General features: G+C 66.5%; 14 protein-coding genes, 2 tRNA genes and 1 pseudogene. 10 read left to right on the top strand and 7 right to left on the bottom strand.

Annotation, left to right across the window (positions count from 1 at the left end; genetic code table 11):
- Window positions 1–570: 570 nt before the first annotated feature.
- Window positions 571–2,184 (bottom strand): aspartate:alanine exchanger family transporter, encoded by a 1,614-nt coding sequence (locus tag Q4A20_RS00005; protein WP_303118664.1) that lies wholly within the window; start codon window positions 2,182–2,184, stop codon window positions 571–573.
- Between the two features lie 316 nt (window positions 2,185–2,500).
- Here Q4A20_RS00005 and Q4A20_RS00010 point away from each other — a divergent pair, with 316 nt between their 5' ends.
- The 8 genes from Q4A20_RS00010 to Q4A20_RS00045 all read left to right on the top strand — a co-directional run bounded on the left by Q4A20_RS00010 (window position 2,501) and on the right by Q4A20_RS00045 (window position 12,073).
- Complete coding sequence (locus tag Q4A20_RS00010) at window positions 2,501–4,285, top strand: acetolactate synthase large subunit (protein WP_303119002.1); 1,785 nt, start codon at window positions 2,501–2,503, stop codon at window positions 4,283–4,285.
- A 4-nt stretch (window positions 4,286–4,289) separates the two neighbouring features.
- The gene (gene ilvN / locus Q4A20_RS00015) at window positions 4,290–4,802 is read left to right on the top strand and encodes an acetolactate synthase small subunit (RefSeq protein WP_303118667.1); all 513 of its coding nucleotides are present in this window, start codon (window positions 4,290–4,292) and stop codon (window positions 4,800–4,802) included.
- 9 nt (window positions 4,803–4,811) lie between these two features.
- Entirely contained in the window at window positions 4,812–5,843 is a 1,032-nt protein-coding gene (ilvC, locus tag Q4A20_RS00020; RefSeq protein WP_303118670.1) for a ketol-acid reductoisomerase, read from the top strand.
- Between the two features lie 205 nt (window positions 5,844–6,048).
- Complete coding sequence (locus Q4A20_RS00025) at window positions 6,049–7,407, top strand: AAA family ATPase (protein ID WP_303118673.1); 1,359 nt, start codon at window positions 6,049–6,051, stop codon at window positions 7,405–7,407.
- A 118-nt stretch (window positions 7,408–7,525) separates the two neighbouring features.
- On the top strand, window positions 7,526–8,590 hold the full coding sequence (locus Q4A20_RS00030) for a 3-isopropylmalate dehydrogenase (protein WP_303118676.1): 1,065 nt from the start codon (window positions 7,526–7,528) through the stop codon (window positions 8,588–8,590).
- Window positions 8,591–8,744: 154 nt separating this feature from the next.
- Entirely contained in the window at window positions 8,745–9,914 is a 1,170-nt protein-coding gene (locus Q4A20_RS00035) for a branched-chain amino acid aminotransferase (RefSeq protein WP_303118678.1), read from the top strand.
- A 75-nt stretch (window positions 9,915–9,989) separates the two neighbouring features.
- Entirely contained in the window at window positions 9,990–11,117 is a 1,128-nt protein-coding gene (locus Q4A20_RS00040; RefSeq protein WP_303118681.1) for an LCP family protein, read from the top strand.
- A 734-nt stretch (window positions 11,118–11,851) separates the two neighbouring features.
- The gene (locus tag Q4A20_RS00045) at window positions 11,852–12,073 is read left to right on the top strand and encodes a hypothetical protein (protein WP_303118684.1); all 222 of its coding nucleotides are present in this window, start codon (window positions 11,852–11,854) and stop codon (window positions 12,071–12,073) included.
- A gap of 303 nt (window positions 12,074–12,376) precedes the next feature.
- Here Q4A20_RS00045 and ltrA read toward each other — a convergent pair whose 3' ends face one another.
- Window positions 12,377–13,939: a group II intron reverse transcriptase/maturase gene (gene ltrA / locus Q4A20_RS00050; RefSeq protein ID WP_303118687.1), complete on the bottom strand. Its 1,563-nt coding sequence runs from the start codon at window positions 13,937–13,939 to the stop codon at window positions 12,377–12,379.
- 672 nt (window positions 13,940–14,611) lie between these two features.
- On the opposite strand from ltrA, the pseudogene Q4A20_RS00055 reads away from it, so the two are divergent.
- Together Q4A20_RS00055 and cimA are read left to right on the top strand one after the other, a co-directional pair.
- Window positions 14,612–14,975 (top strand): annotated as a pseudogene (locus Q4A20_RS00055) (IS1634 family transposase); the annotation flags it as partial.
- Window positions 14,976–15,117: 142 nt separating this feature from the next.
- Window positions 15,118–16,818 carry a citramalate synthase gene (gene cimA / locus Q4A20_RS00060; protein ID WP_303118690.1) on the top strand — a complete coding sequence of 567 codons (1,701 nt, stop codon included), beginning with the start codon at window positions 15,118–15,120 and terminating at the stop codon, window positions 16,816–16,818.
- Window positions 16,819–16,864: 46 nt separating this feature from the next.
- Here the strand turns inward: cimA and Q4A20_RS00065 are convergent, their stop codons facing one another.
- The 5 genes from Q4A20_RS00065 to Q4A20_RS00085 all read right to left on the bottom strand — a co-directional run bounded on the left by Q4A20_RS00065 (window position 16,865) and on the right by Q4A20_RS00085 (window position 19,450).
- Window positions 16,865–17,728: a polysaccharide deacetylase family protein gene (locus Q4A20_RS00065; RefSeq protein ID WP_303118693.1), complete on the bottom strand. Its 864-nt coding sequence runs from the start codon at window positions 17,726–17,728 to the stop codon at window positions 16,865–16,867.
- 65 nt (window positions 17,729–17,793) lie between these two features.
- A complete protein-coding gene (locus Q4A20_RS00070; RefSeq protein WP_303119004.1) occupies window positions 17,794–18,309 on the bottom strand; it encodes a DUF488 domain-containing protein in 516 nt (171 codons plus the stop codon).
- Window positions 18,267–18,342 (bottom strand) — tRNA-His (locus Q4A20_RS00075). Before Q4A20_RS00075 ends, Q4A20_RS00070 begins: the two co-directional genes overlap by 43 nt.
- Window positions 18,343–18,544: 202 nt before the next feature.
- Window positions 18,545–19,165, bottom strand: a complete 621-nt coding sequence (gene orn, locus Q4A20_RS00080; RefSeq protein ID WP_303119007.1) for an oligoribonuclease — start codon at window positions 19,163–19,165, stop codon at window positions 18,545–18,547.
- A 209-nt stretch (window positions 19,166–19,374) separates the two neighbouring features.
- Window positions 19,375–19,450, bottom strand: a tRNA-Arg gene (locus Q4A20_RS00085).
- Window positions 19,451–19,459 lie beyond the last annotated feature (9 nt).

Genomic DNA, 19,459 nt, shown 5'->3' on the forward strand with positions numbered 1-19,459 from the left:
TCGTGGGTCTCCTTCGTGAATCTTTGGACGGATGAACAACGGGCTCCCACGATGCTCCCTACCAGAGGAAACCACCGCGGGAATTGCCACCACACTACGAGACCCACCCAACAACCCCACCGACCCGCCCAGACCGGCTCTTGGTGTTGGTGAGTGTGGTGGCCGGCCTGTCGCGGGGCGAAGGACGCGGTGAGCTGTGCCGGTTCACCGTGCCGGACTTGCCTGCCAGCATCCCCGGCGCCTGGGAGTGGGGGCCGTTTGCAACGCCGCTTCGCGGTCTGCTACGCCGCTTCGGGGTTAACAACGTCTGTTAACCGTCTGCTGAAGGCCCCGCAGGTATACAGCAGAACGTTAAGTGCGTCGTTAACGCCCAAGCGGCCAAGCAGACACCCCGGCCCCTGTTAGGACTCAGGACATCGGCGACCGCTCTACCTCAGCCCACCACAACCACCACACCCTCAAACCGGAAGAGCCAGCAAAGTCGGCGAACGCGGAGGGCCCGAACCGCCTGATCGCGGCTCGGGCCCTCCGCGTCTTCGTCGCGCTCGTCCCGGTTCGTTCCTGAGCGGGTTACATCCCGCCCAAGAACTGGGCGATGAAAATCTTCACGATCATGGCCACCGGGTAGACCATCGCATAGCCGAGCGCCACGCGCGGGTCGGAGCCGGTGCGCTCATTGGCGAAGGCCAGCACAGCCGGCTGAGTCTGCAAACCACCTAGCAGACCCGATAGGCGCGTGCCGCCCATCTTCACGATCCAGCGCATGGACGCGTACATTCCGAAGCCCACGAACGTGGTGATCACAAAGCCGGTGATCAAAATCTTCCACCAATCGCCGCCCGTGAACGCGTTGGCGATCTGACCGCCGGCGCGGGTACCGGCCTGCGCCAGGAAGATCAACAGGCCCAACTCGGACAGCACGGCCGTGGCCGTGAACGGCATCGCCGTCACAAAGCCCTTGATACGACCAATGCGCCCGAAGATCAGGCCAATGATGAGCGTGCCCGCGGCCGAGCCGATAGAGAAGGTCGAACCGCCGGGCAGCGGGATCGCCCACTCGCCGATCATGATTCCCACTGCCATGCCCAAGCCCATGGCCACGGGGTTGATGGATGACAGGCCATGAGCGGAGTCGCCGAAGAACTTGGACAACTCGGCCATACGCCCGGTCGGGGCGACCACGCGCACCCGGTCACCCAGCTGAAGCACCGTGTCGGGGGTGCCCACCATATCCACATCGCCGCGGCGCACCCGGGAGATAGTGGCGCCAAACCTGTGGTCGACATCGAGTTCGGCCACGGTATGCCCGGCCAACTTCGGGTCGGAGACGGTGATGCGACGGAAATCCAGGTAGCGGCGATCCTCAATCAGAGAATGGGATGAGGGGTGGCCGATCTCGCGGATGACCTGGTTGACGGCGTCCTGGGTGCCAACGACGGTAATCAGGTCGTCCTTATAGATCTTGTCGGTAAGGGCGGGACGGGTGATCGGTCCGGTCTCGCCGCGGCGCAGGCGGGAGAACTTCATCTCTCCGCTCACCCGCTCGGCGATGTCGCCCAGCTGGGGTCCATCCTCGCGCTCCACGCGCACCGTGCGGTTGATCAACGGAGAGGGCGCATCCTTGTCCGAGCGGCGGTAGCGCAGGGCCAACAGGCAGAAGAACAGCATGCCGATGACACCGTACAAATAGGCGACGGCGTAGCCGACTGTGGCGATCGCCATGCCGTCAGGGTTACCGGCCGCCGTAGCCGCACCGCCGGCGGCCGCCAGGGCCGGGGTGTTGGTCAGTGCTCCGGCGAAGGCGCCGGCGATCATTGCCGGATCCATGCCCAGCGCACGGCCCACGCCCAGGCCGGCCGCCGCGCCCAGTACCAACACCGCCAGCATGATGGCCAGTGGACCGGCGGCGGTGCGCAGCACATGGAAGAAGTTCGGCCCGGACTGGATGCCGATGGCGAAGGTGAATACCGCCAGCCCGAGCGTGCCCATCTGGGGTGGGATCTCAATGGTGATGCCCTCCGCGGCGCCCAAGGCGGCCAGGACGATCCCGGCGAAGAGAACGGCCGCGGCCCCCAGGCTGACGCCGCCGGCCTTGAACCGGCCGACGAGCATACCGATGCCGATCAGTAGGAACAGAACGAGAACCGGGTTATCGGCCAGGGCATTGAGCAGTGCGATGACCAAGGGCAGGTGCCGCCTTCCAATTCTTAAGAGCCCACGGCGAGGTTCACGCCACGGCGGTGCGGTCGAGGTACCGGAGTATTGTCGCATCCGCCGCCGTGACGTCGGACGGACCTAAGACCGCGTGCGCATGAGACTCACCCGACACCGCCCGCAGCCGCCCCTGGCCACACATTTCCGCCCGTGATTCCAATATGTGAGATGACGTATGTTGAAATCGACTGCCGGTCGTGGGACGGCATACGGTTCCACCCAACCGGCCGGTGCGCCGGTAGACAAACGCGCAAACACTCGGATCTCACGGATAGGAGGGTGGATGATGGTTCGTGACAACAGTTCCCCGGGCCAGAACCAACAAGTGATGACGGGTGCCCAGGCGCTCGTGCGTTCCCTGGAGGAGATGGGAGTCACCGACATCTTCGGCATGCCGGGGGGAGCCATCCTTCCCTTCTACGATCCGCTGCTGGCCAGCGAGAAAATTCACCACGTACTTGTGCGCCACGAGCAGGGTGCCGGGCACGCCGCCGAGGGCTACGCCATGGCCACCGGAAGAGTCGGCGTCTGTGTGGCCACCTCCGGCCCCGGCGCCACCAACCTGGTCACCGCCATCGGTGACGCCCATATGGACTCCGTGCCCATGGTCGCCATCACCGGACAGGTCGGCTCCGCGGCGATCGGCACTGACGCCTTCCAAGAGGCGGACATCGTCGGTTCGACCATGCCGTTCGTCAAGCACTCCTTCCTGGTCACCTCGCCCGAGGAGATTCCCAGCCGCGTGGCCGAAGCCTTCCATCTGGCCGCCACCGGTCGTCCGGGCCCGGTACTACTCGACTTCACCAAGGACGCCCAGGTCAGCGAGGCCGAGTTCCGCTGGCCTCCGCGCATGGACCTTCCCGGCTACAGCCTGCCCGGCCGACCCAACCAACGGCGCATCGCCCAGGCCGCCGAGGCGATCGCCTCGGCCGAACGGCCGGTCTTCTACCTGGGCGGTGGCCTCAACCGTGCCGGCGTCCCGGTTGAGCAACTCAAGGAACTGGTCGAACTCGTCGGCGCCCCATTCACGACGACGCTGACCGCCCTGGACGTGCTTCCCACCAACCACCAGCTCAACCTGGGCATGCCCGGCATGCATGGAACCGTTGCCGCAGTCGGCGCCCTGCAGCGCGCCGACCTGATCGTCACGCTCGGGGCCCGCTTCGATGACCGCGTCACCGGTAAGCCGGACACCTTTGCCCGGCACGCCGCCGTCGTCCACGTAGACATCGACCCCGCCGAGATCTCCAAGATCCGCACCGCCGACATCCCGATCGTGGGTGACCTGAAGGATGTTGTGCCCGCGCTGACGGCCGCCTGCCGCGAGCAGTTCGCCGTGGAGCCGCGCGCCGAGATCGACCAGTGGCTCACCGAGGTGGCACACATCCGCGCCACCTACCCCACCGACTGGACCGACACCGACGACGGTCTGCTTCAGCCCCAGGAGGTCATCACCCACCTGGACAAGGCGGCCTCCGAGGACACTATCTGGGTGACCGGCGTCGGCCAGCACCAGATGTGGGCCGCACACTACCTCCACTTCAACCGGCCGCACTCGTGGCTCACCTCCGCCGGCGCCGGCACCATGGGCTACGGGGTGCCGGCGGCCATGGGGGCCAAGAAAGCCTGCCCGGACCGGCCCGTCTGGCTGATCGACGGAGACGGCTGCTTCCAGATGACCAACCAGGAGCTGGCCACCTGCACGCTGAACAACATCCCCATCAAGGTGGCCATCATCAACAACTCGTCCCTGGGCATGGTGCGCCAATGGCAGACCCTGTTCTACGGCGAGCGCTACTCCAACACCGACCTGCACACCGGTGCCGGCACCGAGCGCATCCCCGACTTCGCCAAACTGGCCGAGGCCTACGGGGCTGTCGGTCTGCGCTGCGAACGGCTCGAGGACGTCGACGACGTCATCGTCCAGGCCAACGCCATCAACGATCGGCCCGTGGTCATCGACTTCATCGTGTCCGCCGACGCCCAGGTATGGCCCATGGTCGCCGCGGGCGTGTCCAACGACGAGATCCAGCACGCGCGGGGCATGAGCCCGGCGTGGGAGGAGGACTGAGATCATGAGCGAGAAGCACACGCTGTCCGTCCTGGTGGAGAACAAGCCCGGCGTGCTTACGCGCGTGTCGGCGCTGTTCACGCGCCGCGGCTTCAACATCCACTCCCTGGCCGTCGGCCCCACCGAGCATGAGTCCGTCTCTCGCATCACGGTGATCGCCGACGCCGAGGGGCCCGCCATGGAGCAGGTGACCAAGCAGCTCAACAAGCTCGTGAACGTAATCAAGATCGTTGAACTCGATCCGCAGACCTCGGTCGGCCGGGAGCTCTACCTCATAAAGGTCCGCGCCGACGACTCCAACCGGACCGCCGTACTCCAGATCGTCGACCTGTTCCGGGCGCACGTCGTGGACGTGTCCCCAACCTCGGTCGTCATCGAGTCCGTAGGCTCGGAGTCCAAGGTCAAGGCCCTACTGGACGCCCTCGCCCCGCACGGGGTCAAGGAGATCGTCCAATCCGGTGCGGTCGCGATCTCGCGCGGTCCCCGTTCCATCACCGATCAACTCAAGGAGAAGTGAGATCCCACTATGGCAGCTGAGAAGTTCTACGACGACGACGCCGACCTGTCGGTCATCCAGTCCAAGAAGGTGGCCGTCATCGGCTACGGTTCGCAGGGCCACGCGCACGCCCTGAACCTGCGCGACTCCGGCGTGGAGGTCGTAGTCGGTCTGCGCGACGGCTCCGGATCCGTCACCAAGGCGCAGGAGGCGGGCCTGACCGTCAAACCCATTGCCGAGGCGGTGGCCGAGGCCGACGTCACTGTAGTGCTGGCCCCCGACCAGGTTCAGGCCGAGCTGTACAAGCAGGAGATCGAGCCCAACCTCAAGTCCGGCTCCGCCCTGCTGTTCTCGCACGGATTCAACATCCACTTCGGCTACATCACGCCTGCCGCGGACATCGACGTGGTCATGGTCGCTCCCAAGGGGCCCGGTCACACCGTGCGTCGCGAGTTCGAGGCCGGTCGGGGCGTGCCCGTGCTGGTGTGCGTGGAGCAGGACGCCTCCGGTCAAGCCTGGCCGCTGGTACTGGCCTACGCCAAGGCCGTCGGCGGCACCCGTGCCGGAGCCATTAAGACGACCTTCCGCGAGGAAACCGAGACGGACCTGTTCGGTGAGCAGACCGTCCTGTGCGGTGGCGTGTCCAAGCTGATCCAGTACGGATTCGAGACGCTGGTCGAGGCCGGCTACCAGCCCGAGATGGCCTACTTCGAGGTCTGCCACGAACTCAAGCTCATCGTCGATCTGATCAACGAGGGCGGCATCTCCAAGCAGCGCTGGTCCTGCTCCGACACCGCCGAGTACGGCGACTACATCTCCGGCCCGCGCGTGATCACCCCCGATGTCAAGGTGCACATGAAGGAGGTCCTGGACGACATCCAGGACGGCTCCTTCGCCAAGCGTTTCATGGACGACCAGGCCGCCGGCGCCCCAGAGTTCAAGCGCCTGCGTGCCGAGGGCGAGTCCCACCCCATTGAGACGACTGGTCGCGAGGTGCGCTCCATGTTCGCCTGGCGGGCCGACCTCGACAAGGACTACACCGAGGGCTCGGCTGCGCGTTGAGCCGTCCGAGGCAACTGCTCTAAACGATGCGCCCCAGGTGGGGCGGCGGAATCGATCCGCCGCCCCACCCTTCGTTTTAGGGACATGATCGTTATGAAACGCCGCTAACGTCGCGTTTTGGCTACGTCGTCGCGTAGCGGCATGGTGAATTTACGCCGAGGATAAACTGACAGAATCATCGGTAGTTGACAACGAAGGGGGCGGCGTGCTCACCCATTTCGAGGTGACGGGGTTCAAGAACCTTGTCGATGTGAAGGTGGACTTCGGACGATTCACCTGTATCACCGGCCCTAATGCGGTGGGCAAATCCAATCTACTCAACGCCATAGAGTTCCTGGCCCTGCTCAGTTGCAACTCCTTCCACGATGCCTGCGTTCAGGTGCGGCCCACGGCGCAGCAACAGGTCGATGTCGCCTCGCTGCTCAGTGCCAACGTACTGGCCGGAACCGCCAACTTGTGTCTGGCCGCGGAGATGATCCTGCCGCCCCGGGCGGAGGACGAGTTCGGTCAGGCAGTAGTGCCGTCATGCGGTCATGTGCGTTACGAGGTGGAGATAGCCGCGCAGTATGACGAAACCGTTCCCGGGCGCCTGCGGCTACGGCTGGCGGGGGAGCGGCTGTTCGCCCTGGACGACGCCGACGGCAATCTGTACTTCCCGGAGGCGGCGGACAGCCGTCGGTTCGTCACTCGCCGACACTCCAATTCGGGCAGCCGCTACCTGGACTACCAGGAATCCCAGGGTAAGAGTGTCGTCGTTGTACACCGGGAGACCAACGGCAGGACCCGTCAGGTGCTTGCCGACGGAGCCCAGCGCACAGTACTTTCCGCCGTCGCCAGCGCAGAGTATCCGACCGTTCTGGTGGCACGCACGGAAATGGCCTCGTGGCGATTCCTGGCTCTTGAACCCAGCGCCATGCGGGCACCCGATGACCTGATGGAGCGGCGTCCCATCTCCGCCTCCGGCGCGCACGTGCCCGCCGTGCTCTATCGGCAGGATCTGGTCGCGGGGCGTGACGGGGCGGTGCTGCGCCGAGTGTGTGACGCCGTCGCCCCACTTATCGACGTCCGTAGCCTGGCGATCATGGAGGACCCGGTGCGGCAGGCCTTGGAACTGCGGGCCCGGGTGGGTGACTCGCCTGAGGTGTCGGCGCGGGCCCTGTCGGATGGGACACTGCGACTGCTCACTCTCGCCGCCATAGGTGCTGCGGAGGACTACTCCGGCATGCTGTGCCTGGAGGAACCGGAAAGCGGGATCCATCCGACCAAGATCGCCGACCTGTGTGAACTGTTGCGCGGCCTGTCCAGGCCCACCTCGCACCACTTGCGGCAGGTCATCGTCAACACCCACTCGCCCTACTTGTTCCAGTGCGCCGACGACGCCGATGTGCTGTGCGCAGTCGAGCACACGGCGTGCGGTAACGGCAGCGCCCGGTTCCGGACCGTGGAATTCCGTCCGTTGCCCGGTACTTGGCGCGCCCAGGGACGGCACGGTGACGGTGTGCGGGCCGTACCCCGTGATGCAGTGCTGGTCTACTTGCGCAGCCCGAGCGAGGCGGTGGCATGAGACGAGAGAATTAGAGCGCCTGGGGACATTGAGGCTCGGACCGAGGAGTGCCGCCAACCGGCCGCCGGTATCTGAGATGATCGTCCCGGGCGCCGAGCGATCCGCTTAGGGTCGCGCCATGACGCAGACCATCAAACTTGCAGTGATCCCCGGCGATGGCATCGGCAAGGAGGTGGTGCCCGAGGGCCTGAAGGTACTTGAGGCCGCCCTGGAAGGCAGCGGTGTAACCCTGGAAACCACCGACTTCGACCTGGGTGCCGAGCGCTGGCATCGCACCGGTGAAACCATCACGGACGCCGAGCTGGAGGACATCAAGGCCCACGACGCCATCCTGCTGGGTGCCGTCGGGGACCCGTCGGTCCCCTCCGGCGTGCTGGAGCGCGGTCTGCTGCTGCGCCTGCGCTTCGCCCTGGACCACTACGTCAACCTGCGCCCCTCCAAGTACTACCCGGGTGTGGCCACACCCCTGGCCGATCCAGGCGACATCGACTTCGTGGTGGTGCGCGAGGGCACCGAGGGCCTGTACTGCGGCAATGGCGGCGCCGTACGCGTGGGCACCCCCCACGAGATCGCCACCGAGGTGAGCGTCAACACCGCCTACGGGGTCGAGCGCGTGGTGCGCTACGCCTTCGCGACCGCTCAGGCCCGCCCCGCCCACCACCTGACTCTGGTGCACAAGCACAATGTGCTCGTCAACGCCGGGCACCTGTGGCGCCGCACCGTTGAAGCCGTCGGCGCCGAGTACTCCGAGGTGAAGGTGGACTACTCCCACGTGGACGCCGCCACCATCTACCTGGTCACCGATCCGGGCCGCTTCGACGTGATCGTCACCGACAACCTCTTCGGCGACATCCTCACCGACGAGGCCGGCGCGATCACCGGCGGCATCGGATTGTCGGCCTCGGGCAATCTCAACCCCTCCGGCGAGTTCCCCTCCATGTTCGAGCCGGTGCACGGCTCTGCCCCGGATATCGCCGGACAGGGCAAGGCAGACCCGGTAGCCACCATCTCCGCCGTCGCCATGATGCTCAGCCATCTGGGGCTGGACACCGCCGCCGCCCGCGTTGGCGCCGCCGTCGACGCCGACATGGCGGCCCGGGCCGCGGCCGAGGCCGCGGGCGCCCCGCTGCTGCGCACCACCAGTGAGATCGGGGACGCCATCGCTGTCGCCCTGCGCGACTGACGCAGGCCGGGTGCGAGTGCGTGCCCGGGCGGGCACCGACGTCGTCGTACGGCGACTCCGGGCACGCACCAATGATGCGCCCGGCGGGAGACCTTGCGGAACCAGCATGTGAGAGACGCCCGTCCGGCCCGTGGAGCGGCGGTACAGTGCCGGTATGTCTGTGACCCCAGCCGCCGCATCCACGCCCGATTCCCTCGCCACGCCGCTGGCTCGCGCCGCCGCTGTCCCGGTCCCCTCCGCCGACTCCCTCGCCGGCCGGTTTCCCAAGCAGACGCACCCCCATCCCGCCTCCGATGTCGAGCGCGCCCAGGCACTGACCGACCTGCACTTCGGTCGCGTGTTCACAGACCACATGGCCCACGCCCGCTGGACCCGCGAGCGCGGCTGGGCGGACCACGCCATCATCCCCTTCGGGGACCTGACCCTGTCTCCCGCTGCCGCCGTTTTGCACTATGCGCAAGAGATCTTCGAGGGCATCAAGGCCTACCGGCATGCCGACGGCTCGATCTGGACCTTTAGACCCCGCTACAACGCCGCCCGGATGAACCTGTCCGCCCGGCGCATGGCCGTTCCGGAACTGCCCGAGGAGGATTTCATCGCCTCCCTGGTGGACCTGGTGCGCGCCGACGCCGAGTGGGTCCCCTCCGGTGAGGGGGAGTCCCTGTACCTGCGTCCCTACGCCTTCGCCTCCGAGGCCTTTCTCGGCGTGCACGCCGCGAGCACCATCGACTACTACGTCATTGCCTCCCCATCGGGTGCCTACTTCACCAATGGGCTGCAGCCCATCTCCATCTGGGTGGCTCAGGACTACCACCGGGCCGGTCGTGGCGGCACCGGCTTCGCCAAGACCGGCGGCAACTATGCATCCTCACTGTTACCGCAGCAGGAGGCGGATGCCCAGGGCTGTGACCAGGTGTGCTTCCTCGACGACGTCACCGAGCAGAATCTGGAGGAACTCGGCGGCATGAACGTGATGGTGGTGGACGCCGACGGCACCGTGCGCACCCCAAGCCTGACGGGCACCATCCTGGAGGGAAACACGCGCAGCGCCATCATCCGCCTGCTGCTGGACTCCGGCCGGAGGGTGGTGGAGGAGACCATTCCGCTTACGAGCCTGCTGGAGGACATCTCCACCGGTAGGGTGCGCGAGGTGTTCGCCTGCGGTACCGCCGCCGTCGTCGTCCCCCTGGGACGGCTCAAGGGTGAGGACTTCGACGTGGCCATCGAGGGCAGTGAGGTCACCCACGAGATCTACGAGCGGCTCACCGGCATCCAGTACGGACGCCTGGAGGACCCGTACAACTGGATGTACCGGCTCGCCTGACGTCACTACCGGCTTGTGATCCGATCCCCACGTCGGTGCGACTCCTCGCACTGCCCGGTGTGGTCAGATTGACCCATGACCGATGACGAGCAGCGCGCGGGTGATGGTGTTTCCAGGGATCTGAACGACGACGTACTCGGCGGAGTCGGGCGGATCGAATCCGCGAGCGACAGCGCCAAGAGGAGCCGGGGTGGACGACACTTGCGTATCGCCCTGGTGTCGGTGCTCGCGGTAGTGCTCGTGCTCGCAGCCGGCACCGCGGTGGGGGCGGTGTGGCTGCGCAACCGCCTGTCGGCAAACATAGAGACTATCGGTGATCCCTTCGCCTCGATTGCCGACCACGACCGCGCTCCCGCGCAGAACGCCGAGAACCCGGCCACGAATATTCTCGTGCTCGGCTCGGACTCACGCATCAGTGCCGGTGACCCCAGTCAGTGGGAGGTCGGCGCCCAACGCACCGACGCGATGATGCTTATGCAGATCAGCGGCGATCGCAGGAACGTGTCGGTCATGTCCATTCCGCGCGACTCCTGGGTGGACATCCCCGGCTACGGGGAGAACAAGATCAACGCCGCCTTCTCCTACGGCGGGCCGAGCCTGACCATTCAGACCGTCGAGCAGCTCACGGGCGTGCGCATAGACCATTTACTAGTGGCCGATTTCGAGTCCTTCAGTGCGATCACGGACGCCGTCGGCGGCGTAACCATCAGGCTCAAGAGCCCACAGACGCTCGCCGGAATGGAGTTCGGCGAGGGTGCGCAGGTACTCAACGGTGAGCAGGCGCTCGCCTATGCACGCGAGCGCAGCAGCCTGCCGGGCGGAGACTTCGACCGCCTCAACCGCCAGCAGGCGTGGATGCGGGCCATGGTCGGGGCCGTGCGCAACAACGGCATCCTTTCCAGTCCGACTAAGCTCTACTCCTTCCTTGTGACGGTCAGTCAGACCCTGGCGGTGGACGAGGGGTTCACGATCACCGAGCTGCAGTCCCTGGCGGTGGATCTACGCGGTCTGCGCTCCACGGACATCAACTTCATGACCGTGCCGACGGTCGGCACCGGTACCAATGCCGACGGCCAGTCAATCGTCCTGCTTGACCCTGATGCCGATGCGCCCCTGTTCGAGGCCTTCCGGAATGACGCCGTGGCGCAGTACCTGGAGGTCAACCCCGATGCTGTCGATCTGCTTCCAGCTACGGTGAACTGAAGGGGCGTCAGCGCCGGAATCAGGTGCTGCCGGCCCTTGGCCTCCGGTCCAAGACACGCCGGAGTCGTATGGAATTCCCCGGGGTCGTACGCTGACGGCTCGCGGAAGAAGATTCAGGCCAGCTGGAGCGCATGAGTCGTGTATGACCTCGATCTGCGTGGTTGTACCTGACTCGTCTTATTTTTGGTGACTGTGCGTCATGATTGGGGTTTTTCGTTGGTGTGGTGTGGTTAGCTTGGTGGTTGTGGGGCACTAATCCGGTGGCCTGTAGAGTGATGGCGTGTGAGCCCGTACATTCGGAAGGTGCGTACCGCTTCTGGTCCTACGGCGGTGCAGATCGTGGCTAAGGAGCACGGGGTGCGCCGGATTGTGGAGCACCTGGGCTCGGCACACGGGTGAGGCGGAGCTGGCGGCCCTGATTCAGGCGGGGCGGGAGAAGATTCGGGGAGGCCAGGGCGTGCTGGACTTGGCCGGCCTGGCCCCTCGGGCTGCCCGCCAGGCCGCGTCGGCGGTAGTCGTCGGGCAGCGCTCGGCTCTGCTGTGGGACGTGCTGTGTGGCGCGTATGAGGCCCTGGGGCTGGATGAAGCGGTGGGTGGGGACGAGGCCTTCAGGCAGATGGTGCTGGCCCGACTCGTGGAGCCCAGCAGTAAGGAGCAGGTACCCCGCGTAGACCAGCACGATCGTGCCGATGGTGCAGGAGTTCCGGAAGGCGTCGGGGATTTAGTACCTGGTCGTGGTGGCCGATGCCGGCATGCTCTCCGCAACCAACCTCGAAGCGCTCGATCAGGCCGGCTTGGGGTTCATCGTCGGGTCCCGGACGGCCAAGGCGCCGGCGGACCTGGCCGCCCACTACCGCTGGCACGGGGACGCCTTGGCCGGCCGGGCAGGTGATCGATACGATCACCCCACGTCGGTGCACGCGCTGGACCGAGAGGGACGACAAGACGCGCGATGAGCCCGTCTGGGATCCCCAGCAGCATCCCGCCTCGTGGCGGGCGATCTGGGCCTATAGCGCGCGCCGGTTCGTTCGGCACCAGCAAGACGCTGACCGTGCAGGAGAACAGGGCTAGGGCGGTGGTTGCCGGGGAGCGGCGCCCCAAGGGAACCCGGTTCGTCACCGTCTGTAAAGGGGATCAGGTGCTGGATGAGGAGGCTCTGGCCAGAGCACGCCGCTTGGCGGGGCTGTCGGGTAGCCCCGGCCCGTTGCCGGGCCGGGGTCCCCTAAGAACCGGACGTGCTCCGTTTCGAGGCATCCGGCTCAGGCGAGTTCGCGGGCGGTTGCGGGTGGGGGGAGGAATGCTGGCTGGGTCTGCGTTGGGTCAGGCCTGCGTTTGCGGCGTTGTTGCCAGTAGTCGGTCAGGTTCGGGTCATCTGGGGATGCCCGTCCCTTGACTTTGACGTGGCGGACGATGGGGGTCCATGCGAACTTTCGCAGGTAGATGCCACTGTCGTGGTCTGTGAACACCCATCTGTCGTCGCGTCTGGGGTGGCTTTTTCCCCAGTAGCGGGCCTGTATCCATCGTTTTCCCTTGTTGGGGTGTGCGCGCAGGGCCCAGCGCCATAGTCGGATCCACATCCAGTAGTCCAACTGGCTGTAGATCTTCTTCGACGCACTGATGCGGTAGTGCGCGGCCCACCCGCGGATTATCGGGTTGAGGGCGGCGATGATCGCCGGGGCGTTGGCCCCGTTGCGTCGAATGACCTCGGTTCTGAGCCTGTCGCGGATCCGTTGCACGGCCGTCTTGGATGGCCGTGTCAGGACCTTTCCACTCCTGGGGTAGCGCCTGATCGTGAACCCGAGGAAGTCGAACCCCTCGGACAGGTGCACGATGCGTGTCTTGTCCTGGTTGATCGACAGTCCTCGGGTAGCGAGCCACGGTGTCAGGCGTTCCTTGACCGCCAGAGCTTCCTCACGCGTGTGGCACATGACCACGAAGTCGTCCGCATAGCGGACCACGGCTGGTGTGCCAGGCACGATACCGTCGGGCTGGGACCTCCTGGTTCGGGGGTACCGGCGCTGTCCGGCGGCTTCCTCCATCCCATGCAGGGCGATATTCAGCAGCAGCGGTGAGATGATGCCTCCTTGCGGTGTCCCCGCTTCGGTAGGCGCCCATTGGCCCTGCTCCATGACCCCGGCCTTGAGCCATGCCCTGATGTGCTCCCTGGCCGGGAACCCATTGAGCATGGCCAGTAGGTGGTCGTGGCTGATGTTGTCGAACGCCGACTTCAGGTCGGCGTCCAACACCCACATGCGAAGCGACTTGCGCTTCCCACACAGACCGAAGATCGCCTCAATGGCGTCATGACAACCGCGCCCGGGCCGGAAGCCGTACACATCCGGCTCGAAACGCGCCTCCCACTCCGGTTCCAACGCGTTAGCGACCATCGCCTGGATGGCGCGGTCGACCAGCGTCGGGATGCCCAGCGGGCGGAACTTGCCATTCGCCTTGGGAATGTACACGCGCCGCACCGGCAAGGGCGTCGTGGTCATCGCGTTGCGTGACAGCCACACGGCCATCGCGGCCCGCGAGGAGTCATCGCTCACGATGAGCCCATCCACCCCGGCACTGCGGCGCCCCGCATTGTCCTGCGTGCCCCGACGCACGCTCACAAGCACATTGGCCCATGACCGCAGCATCAGGCGTTGCAGACTACGGACCCGTTTGGGGTCCTGCTCCCTGGCCGCCGTGAAGATCCGTTGCCTCAGCGCACGTACGCTCGCCTCGACCTGGTCCCAGCAGACTCCCGGCCACCAATCCAAGCGCTCGTCCTCGGGTCTGTTCGCCTCGGCGTCCAACATCCCCCTCAGCTCCCTGCGCATCCACACCTCCTAGACTCTTCACAACTCACCTGGCTCACGTCAGCTCGGTTTCCCGCCCGGGCATCCGCCCGGTATCCAAGTGGTTATCGCAACGGCGGCCGTCTGGAGAACCGGCCCTACAGCACCGCGCGTTTCCCATCGCCTTTCGACATCTTGGCATTAGCTTCTTGAGCCATCCTGTTCCCGCCACGCACTTCGGCACCACCCTTACGAGCACGCCCACCAGGCCCCAGAGCCCGGCGCGTGACGGGGTTCCCGTGTTCCGCATACCTCAGACACGACCTGGCAGGGCGCCGCCTATCCCCCGAGAGCAGTGGTGTCCAAGCACTCGAACCCCTTGCCCGTTCGGTGCCACCCGCCGGACCTTCCCCGGCATGCTCCTACCACCCCCCGACATCTGCCAGCAAATAAGGGGGCTCAACTTTAACGAGGGGTCAACGACGGTTCCCTCACGTTCACCCATCCAGGTCTTCCCCTCGCCTACGCACCACCGGCAGACTGACAGCACGCTTCGGCTTACACCCGTGGGCTTCGCACCCCGTCGTCACCAACGACGCACGCCACGGTGGGGACAGGTCCATGGACACCGACCCGCACTACATGCAGCACCTCACAACCGATGCCACCTCCAAACCATGCAGCAACTGAAAGCATGCGACCTCACGTCGCACCAAGGGCTACGTGACTAACATCCCCGCCACCGTGATGCCCGCCAGTGAGGTGATCGCCTCGTATCACGAGTTGTGGCACGTGGAGCAGCCCCTTGCGCATGAGCACCCGCGACCTGAAGGCCCGCCCCGTCTTCCACCACACCCACCACGCCATCCAGGCCCACCTAACCGTCGTCATGGCATCCCTGGCCGTCGCCCGCCACCTACAAGCCGCCACCGGCATCAGCATCAAACGGCTCGTCCGCGAACTGAAGCCACTTCAGGAAATCACCATCACCATCAACGGGCACCAAATAACCGCACAACCCCACACCACCCAGACCGCACAGCAAATCCTCAACAACCTGAACACCGCAGGGCACTGAAGTGAGACGACTCAGGCCGGTGAGCGTCCGGTCGGTTCTGCCACTCGTGCCCCTGACGGCCAGCGACTTCGACGACAGGGAACAGACGGCGTGTCGGAATATGACAGACTCTCCGGTGAACACCCACCGAAGGGGGTCAAACATGCCCGCAGGCACGCCCGATGCCGTCGCCGCCTACGACACCACCCTGCGCGACGGCGCCCAGCAACAGTCCATCGCCTTCACCGTCGCCGACAAGCTCGCCGTAGCCCGGCTGCTGGACGAGCTCGGCGTCGCCTACATTGAGGCCGGCTGGCCCGGTGCCATCCCCAAGGACACCGAGTTCTTCGCCCGCGCCCGCTCGGAGTTGGAGCTGCGCACGGCCCGGCTGGTGGCCTTCGGCTCCACCTGCAAGGCCGGTGTGGCCGCCGAGGAGGACCCGCAGGTGCGCGCACTGCTGGAGGCGGGCGCGCCCGTGGTGACCATCGTCGCCAAGTCCGATCCGGTGCATGTGGAGCGCGCCCTGCGCACCAGCCCGGAGGAGAACCTGCGCATGGTGCGGGACACGGTGGCGGTGCTGGTCGGCGCCGGCCGTGAAGTGATGGTGGACCTGGAGCACTACTTCGACGGCGTCGACCATGCCGAGGCCGCCGGCGGTGACACGGACGACGGCGACCCGGCACGGGCCTACCCGCTCGCCGTCGCCCTGTCCGCGGCGCAGGCCGGCGCCAGTGCCGTCATAGCCTGCGACACCAACGGCGGCAGCCTGCCCAGCGTGATCGGCCGGCGAGTCGCCCGGCTGCGCGAGGTCCTGGACCGGGCCGGGCACCGGGACTGCACCATCGGCATCCACACTCACGACGACGCCGGCGTCGCTGTCGCCGGAGCCCTGGCCGCTGTCGAGGCCGGCGCCCGCCAGGTGCAGGGCTGCGTCAACGGGCTGGGCGAGCGCACCGGCAACGCCAACCTGCTCACCCTCATCGCCGACCTCGAACTGAAGACGGACTTCACGGTGCTTCCCGGCGACGCCGCCGAGCGCGCCCGCCACCTGGCCGAGCTGTCCGCCGTTGCCCGGCACGTCGGCGAGATCGTCAACCGGCCGCCGTCGGGGCGTCTGCCCTATGTGGGTGCGAAGGCCTTCGCGCACAAGGCCGGGTTGCACGCCTCCGCGATCCGGGTGGACCCGAACCTGTATCAGCACATCGATCCCGAGCGCGTCGGCAACACGATGACCATGTTGGTCTCGGAGATGGCCGGGCGCGCCTCCATTGAACTCAAGGCCCGCGAGTTCGGCATTGACGCCTCCGGTGACCGGGAGCTGCTCACCCGGGTCACCGAGACCGTCAAGGCCCGTGAGGCCGCCGGCTACACCTACGACGCCGCCGACGGCTCCTTCGAGTTGCTGCTGCGCAGCGCCCGCGGTGACCTGCCCGAGTACTTCCGCATCGAGTCCTGGCGCGCCTCCATCCAGGCCCGCCCCCTGCCCGGGCAGCGGCTGCTGTCCACCGAGGGTGACACCGTCACGGAGACGGAGGCGACCGTGCGGCTGTGGGCCGGAGGGCGGCGCTACGCGGTGCTGGGGGAGGGCAACGGTCCCGTCAACGCCCTGGACCATGCGCTGTGCGCGGCGTTGGAGCAGGTCTACCCCGAAAGCGCCGTTTTCGAGCTGACCGACTACAAGGTGCGCATCCTGGACGCCGAACGCGGCACCCGTTCGGTGGTGCGGGTACTAATCGACATCACCGACGGGGAGCAGACCTGGTCGACGGTCGGGGTGGGCACGGACGTGGTGGAGGCCTCCTGGGAGGCTCTGATCGACGGGCACATCGTCGGCCTGCTGCGCCGGGGTGTCGAGCCGCGGTAGCGGTTGGCGGGTGCTGGCACCGGTTGGGACGGCTCCGGGTGCCGGGTCACACGTGGCGGTCGTGACCCGGGCCGAAGTAGATGTCATCAAGGGTGACGGTCTGCAATGACCGCTCGCGCAGGATCTCGATGATCTCGCCGTACAGCTGGGTGACGGTGGGGGCGTTGGCGTGGCCCAGCACGATGTGCTCGGCCAGCAGCCATTTGTGTGCCTCGCCCAACAGCACCTCCTGGGTCAGCAGACCCGAGTCGCCGAAGGATCCGTACCACATGGTCTGCGTGGTGTAACCCAGCTGTGCGCATGCCGAATCCGTCCGTTCGTCACGATAGCCGAACGGGGGGCGGATAAACGGGGTGCCGGTGACGCCGAAGCTGGTGTTGAGTAGGGACTCGCATTGTGACAGCTCGGAGATGATGCCCGACTCCGTGAGCCCGGTCAGGCCCGGGTGCGTCCACGTGTGGTTTCCCAGCTGCACCTGGCCGGACTCCACCAGCGGCAGCATCTTGTCCCGGCAGTCGGACCAGCCCGGATAGGAGCCGGTGACGAAGAAGGTGATGCGTACCCCGGAGTCGACGGCGAAGTCGAGGTAGGCGTCGATGACCGAGGTGTCCGCGCCGTCGTCGATGGTGATCGCTACGACGTCGCCGACGCCGTCGGGCAGGGCGGTGATGAGCGGGCCGGGATCTTGAGGCTCGGGCAGAGCCGGGGGACCGTCCTGGAGCCACAGGGGGTTGCGTGACGGGGTGGGGGAGGCCGAAGGTGTTGTGTCAGGCGAGTTGGTCGGTGCTGCTTCGGCCGGGGCGCCGGAGGTGCCAGTCGGCGCGCTCGCGGTACCCGAGCCAGCGGAGCAGGAGGCCAGCGCCCCGGCGGTGCCAGCAGCGAGCATGAGCATGAACTCTCGACGGTGCACGGATGGTCCTTTCCAGGCGACGGCGCGTGCTGAGCCAATGTTGCATGGCGCCGGACGGCCTGTCCTCATCCGTGGGATGGAGATGCGGCGGCGGCCGTCCTGCCGGCTGCAGTTCGGTGGTCTTCAGTAGTTCTTCGCGTCTGGGGGTGCGGTGTGCTGGTGGTTGGCGTACATGTCTGGTGTGCGGCGTCAATGACCTGAGCCCGGTGGCAGCAGCGCTGGTCGTGCTCGAAGCACAAGATGAAGACGACCTCCCCCGCATCGACGAGCGTCGCCAAGTAGTCAATCGCCGCCGTCCCCTTGGCCGAGTCGAGGACTTGCTCGAAGTAGCGTAGGTGAGCGCGGTTGGCATCCGCCGAGCCGGGGAAGGCGTAGCCGGGTCGGTTGTCCTTCGGGTTACCAAGCTCCGGCCGGTGCTCATAGACGAAGCCCTCGACCTCGAGCCGATCGCGCAACCGCGATTTGGAGAAGCCCTTAACACGGTAGACAGGAGTGAGGCGCCGGCCCCGGCATCCATTGGAATGCTGGGGGAGATTGGTGGGGTGGCTGACGGGGCTTGAACCCGCGACCTCCTGGACCACAACCAGGCGCTCTACCGACTGAGCTACAGCCACCATCGGGCGACGGCGTCGCACCGAATCGGTACTTTATCGGCTCACCTGCTGCTACACCAATCCGCGTGCCGTGTACTGCGTCACCCTCGCGGCAGGGCGGTGAGTGCAGGCGTCGGGGACGGGCACCGTCGTCGGGGTGCTGGTCCAGATGGTGCGGGGCGCCGCGACCCGCCGGGGCGGAGAAGCCGGGGACTGGACGCCGTCAGAGCAGCTGTGCCGTAGGGTGCGCGACAATTTCGGCCGCGGCCGCCTGGCACTGCTCACTCGTGGGGCCCTCGCCCTCGGGGAACAGCACCGCCCGGTAGTAGCGCAGCTCGTCGATCGACTCCAGGATGTCGGCCAGCGCACGGTGCCCGCCGTGCTTGTCCGGGGCGTGGAAGAAGGTGCGCGGGAACCAGCGCTTGGCTACCTCCTTGATGGAGGAGACGTCTACGATCCGGTAGTGCAGGAAATCGATGAGTTCGGGCATGTCGCGAGCCAGGAAGGACTTATCGGTGGCTACCGAGTTGCCCGCCAGCTGCGCGGTGCGGGCCTCCGGCACCAGGGACTTCACGTAGTCCAGGACCGTGCGTCCGGCCTCCTGAAGCGTCAGCCCCTCCTCCAGCTCCTCCAGCAGGCCGGAGCTGGTGTGCATTTCGCGCACGTAGTCGCCCATCTGCTCCAGGGCGGCCGCCGGAGGCTTGATGAGGACGTCGATGCCCTTTCCCAGCGGCTTGAGCTCGTAGTCGGTGACGATTACCGCCACTTCGATCAATGCGTCCGTCTCCAGGTTCAGGCCCGTCATCTCGCAGTCGATCCACACCAGGGGGTCGGCGGTAGTCATCTGTCGGCTCACGGTGGCCGAGTGTAGACCCGGGTAGGTCGGGGCAGCGGGTCATTGGCGGTACTTGCCCACCCAGTGCGAGGCGGCCCGCGCCTACCGCAACGCATATGCCCCGTCCCTGCACGCCAACTGCCGCGCAGACTCGGACGCGCAGACCCGGACTGAGGACGGAACAGGCCCGCCCGCCTCGTCACATATGGAGTTTTCGTTGGTGCCCCCGCCCGGACTCGAACCGGGAACCTGCGGATTAGAAGGCCGATGCTCTATCCATTGAGCTACGGAGGCTGCTCGCCC

Origin of the sequence: Actinomyces sp. (assembly GCF_030530635.1) — a bacterium.
Lineage (GTDB): Bacteria > Actinomycetota > Actinomycetes > Actinomycetales > Actinomycetaceae > Actinomyces.

Bases quoted from the DNA above. Each gene is read 5' to 3' on its own strand.
- Q4A20_RS00010 (WP_303119002.1), top strand. From the start codon at position 2,501: ATGGTTCGTGACAACAGTTCCCCGGGCCAGAACCAACAAGTGATGACG.
- ilvN (WP_303118667.1), top strand. From the start codon at position 4,290: ATGAGCGAGAAGCACACGCTGTCCGTCCTGGTGGAGAACAAGCCCGGC.
- ilvC (WP_303118670.1), top strand. From the start codon at position 4,812: ATGGCAGCTGAGAAGTTCTACGACGACGACGCCGACCTGTCGGTCATC.
- Q4A20_RS00030 (WP_303118676.1), top strand. From the start codon at position 7,526: ATGACGCAGACCATCAAACTTGCAGTGATCCCCGGCGATGGCATCGGC.
- Q4A20_RS00035 (WP_303118678.1), top strand. From the start codon at position 8,745: ATGTCTGTGACCCCAGCCGCCGCATCCACGCCCGATTCCCTCGCCACG.
- Q4A20_RS00040 (WP_303118681.1), top strand. From the start codon at position 9,990: ATGACCGATGACGAGCAGCGCGCGGGTGATGGTGTTTCCAGGGATCTG.
- ltrA (WP_303118687.1), bottom strand. From the start codon at position 13,939: ATGCGCAGGGAGCTGAGGGGGATGTTGGACGCCGAGGCGAACAGACCC.
- cimA (WP_303118690.1), top strand. From the start codon at position 15,118: ATGCCCGCAGGCACGCCCGATGCCGTCGCCGCCTACGACACCACCCTG.
- orn (WP_303119007.1), bottom strand. From the start codon at position 19,165: ATGACTACCGCCGACCCCCTGGTGTGGATCGACTGCGAGATGACGGGC.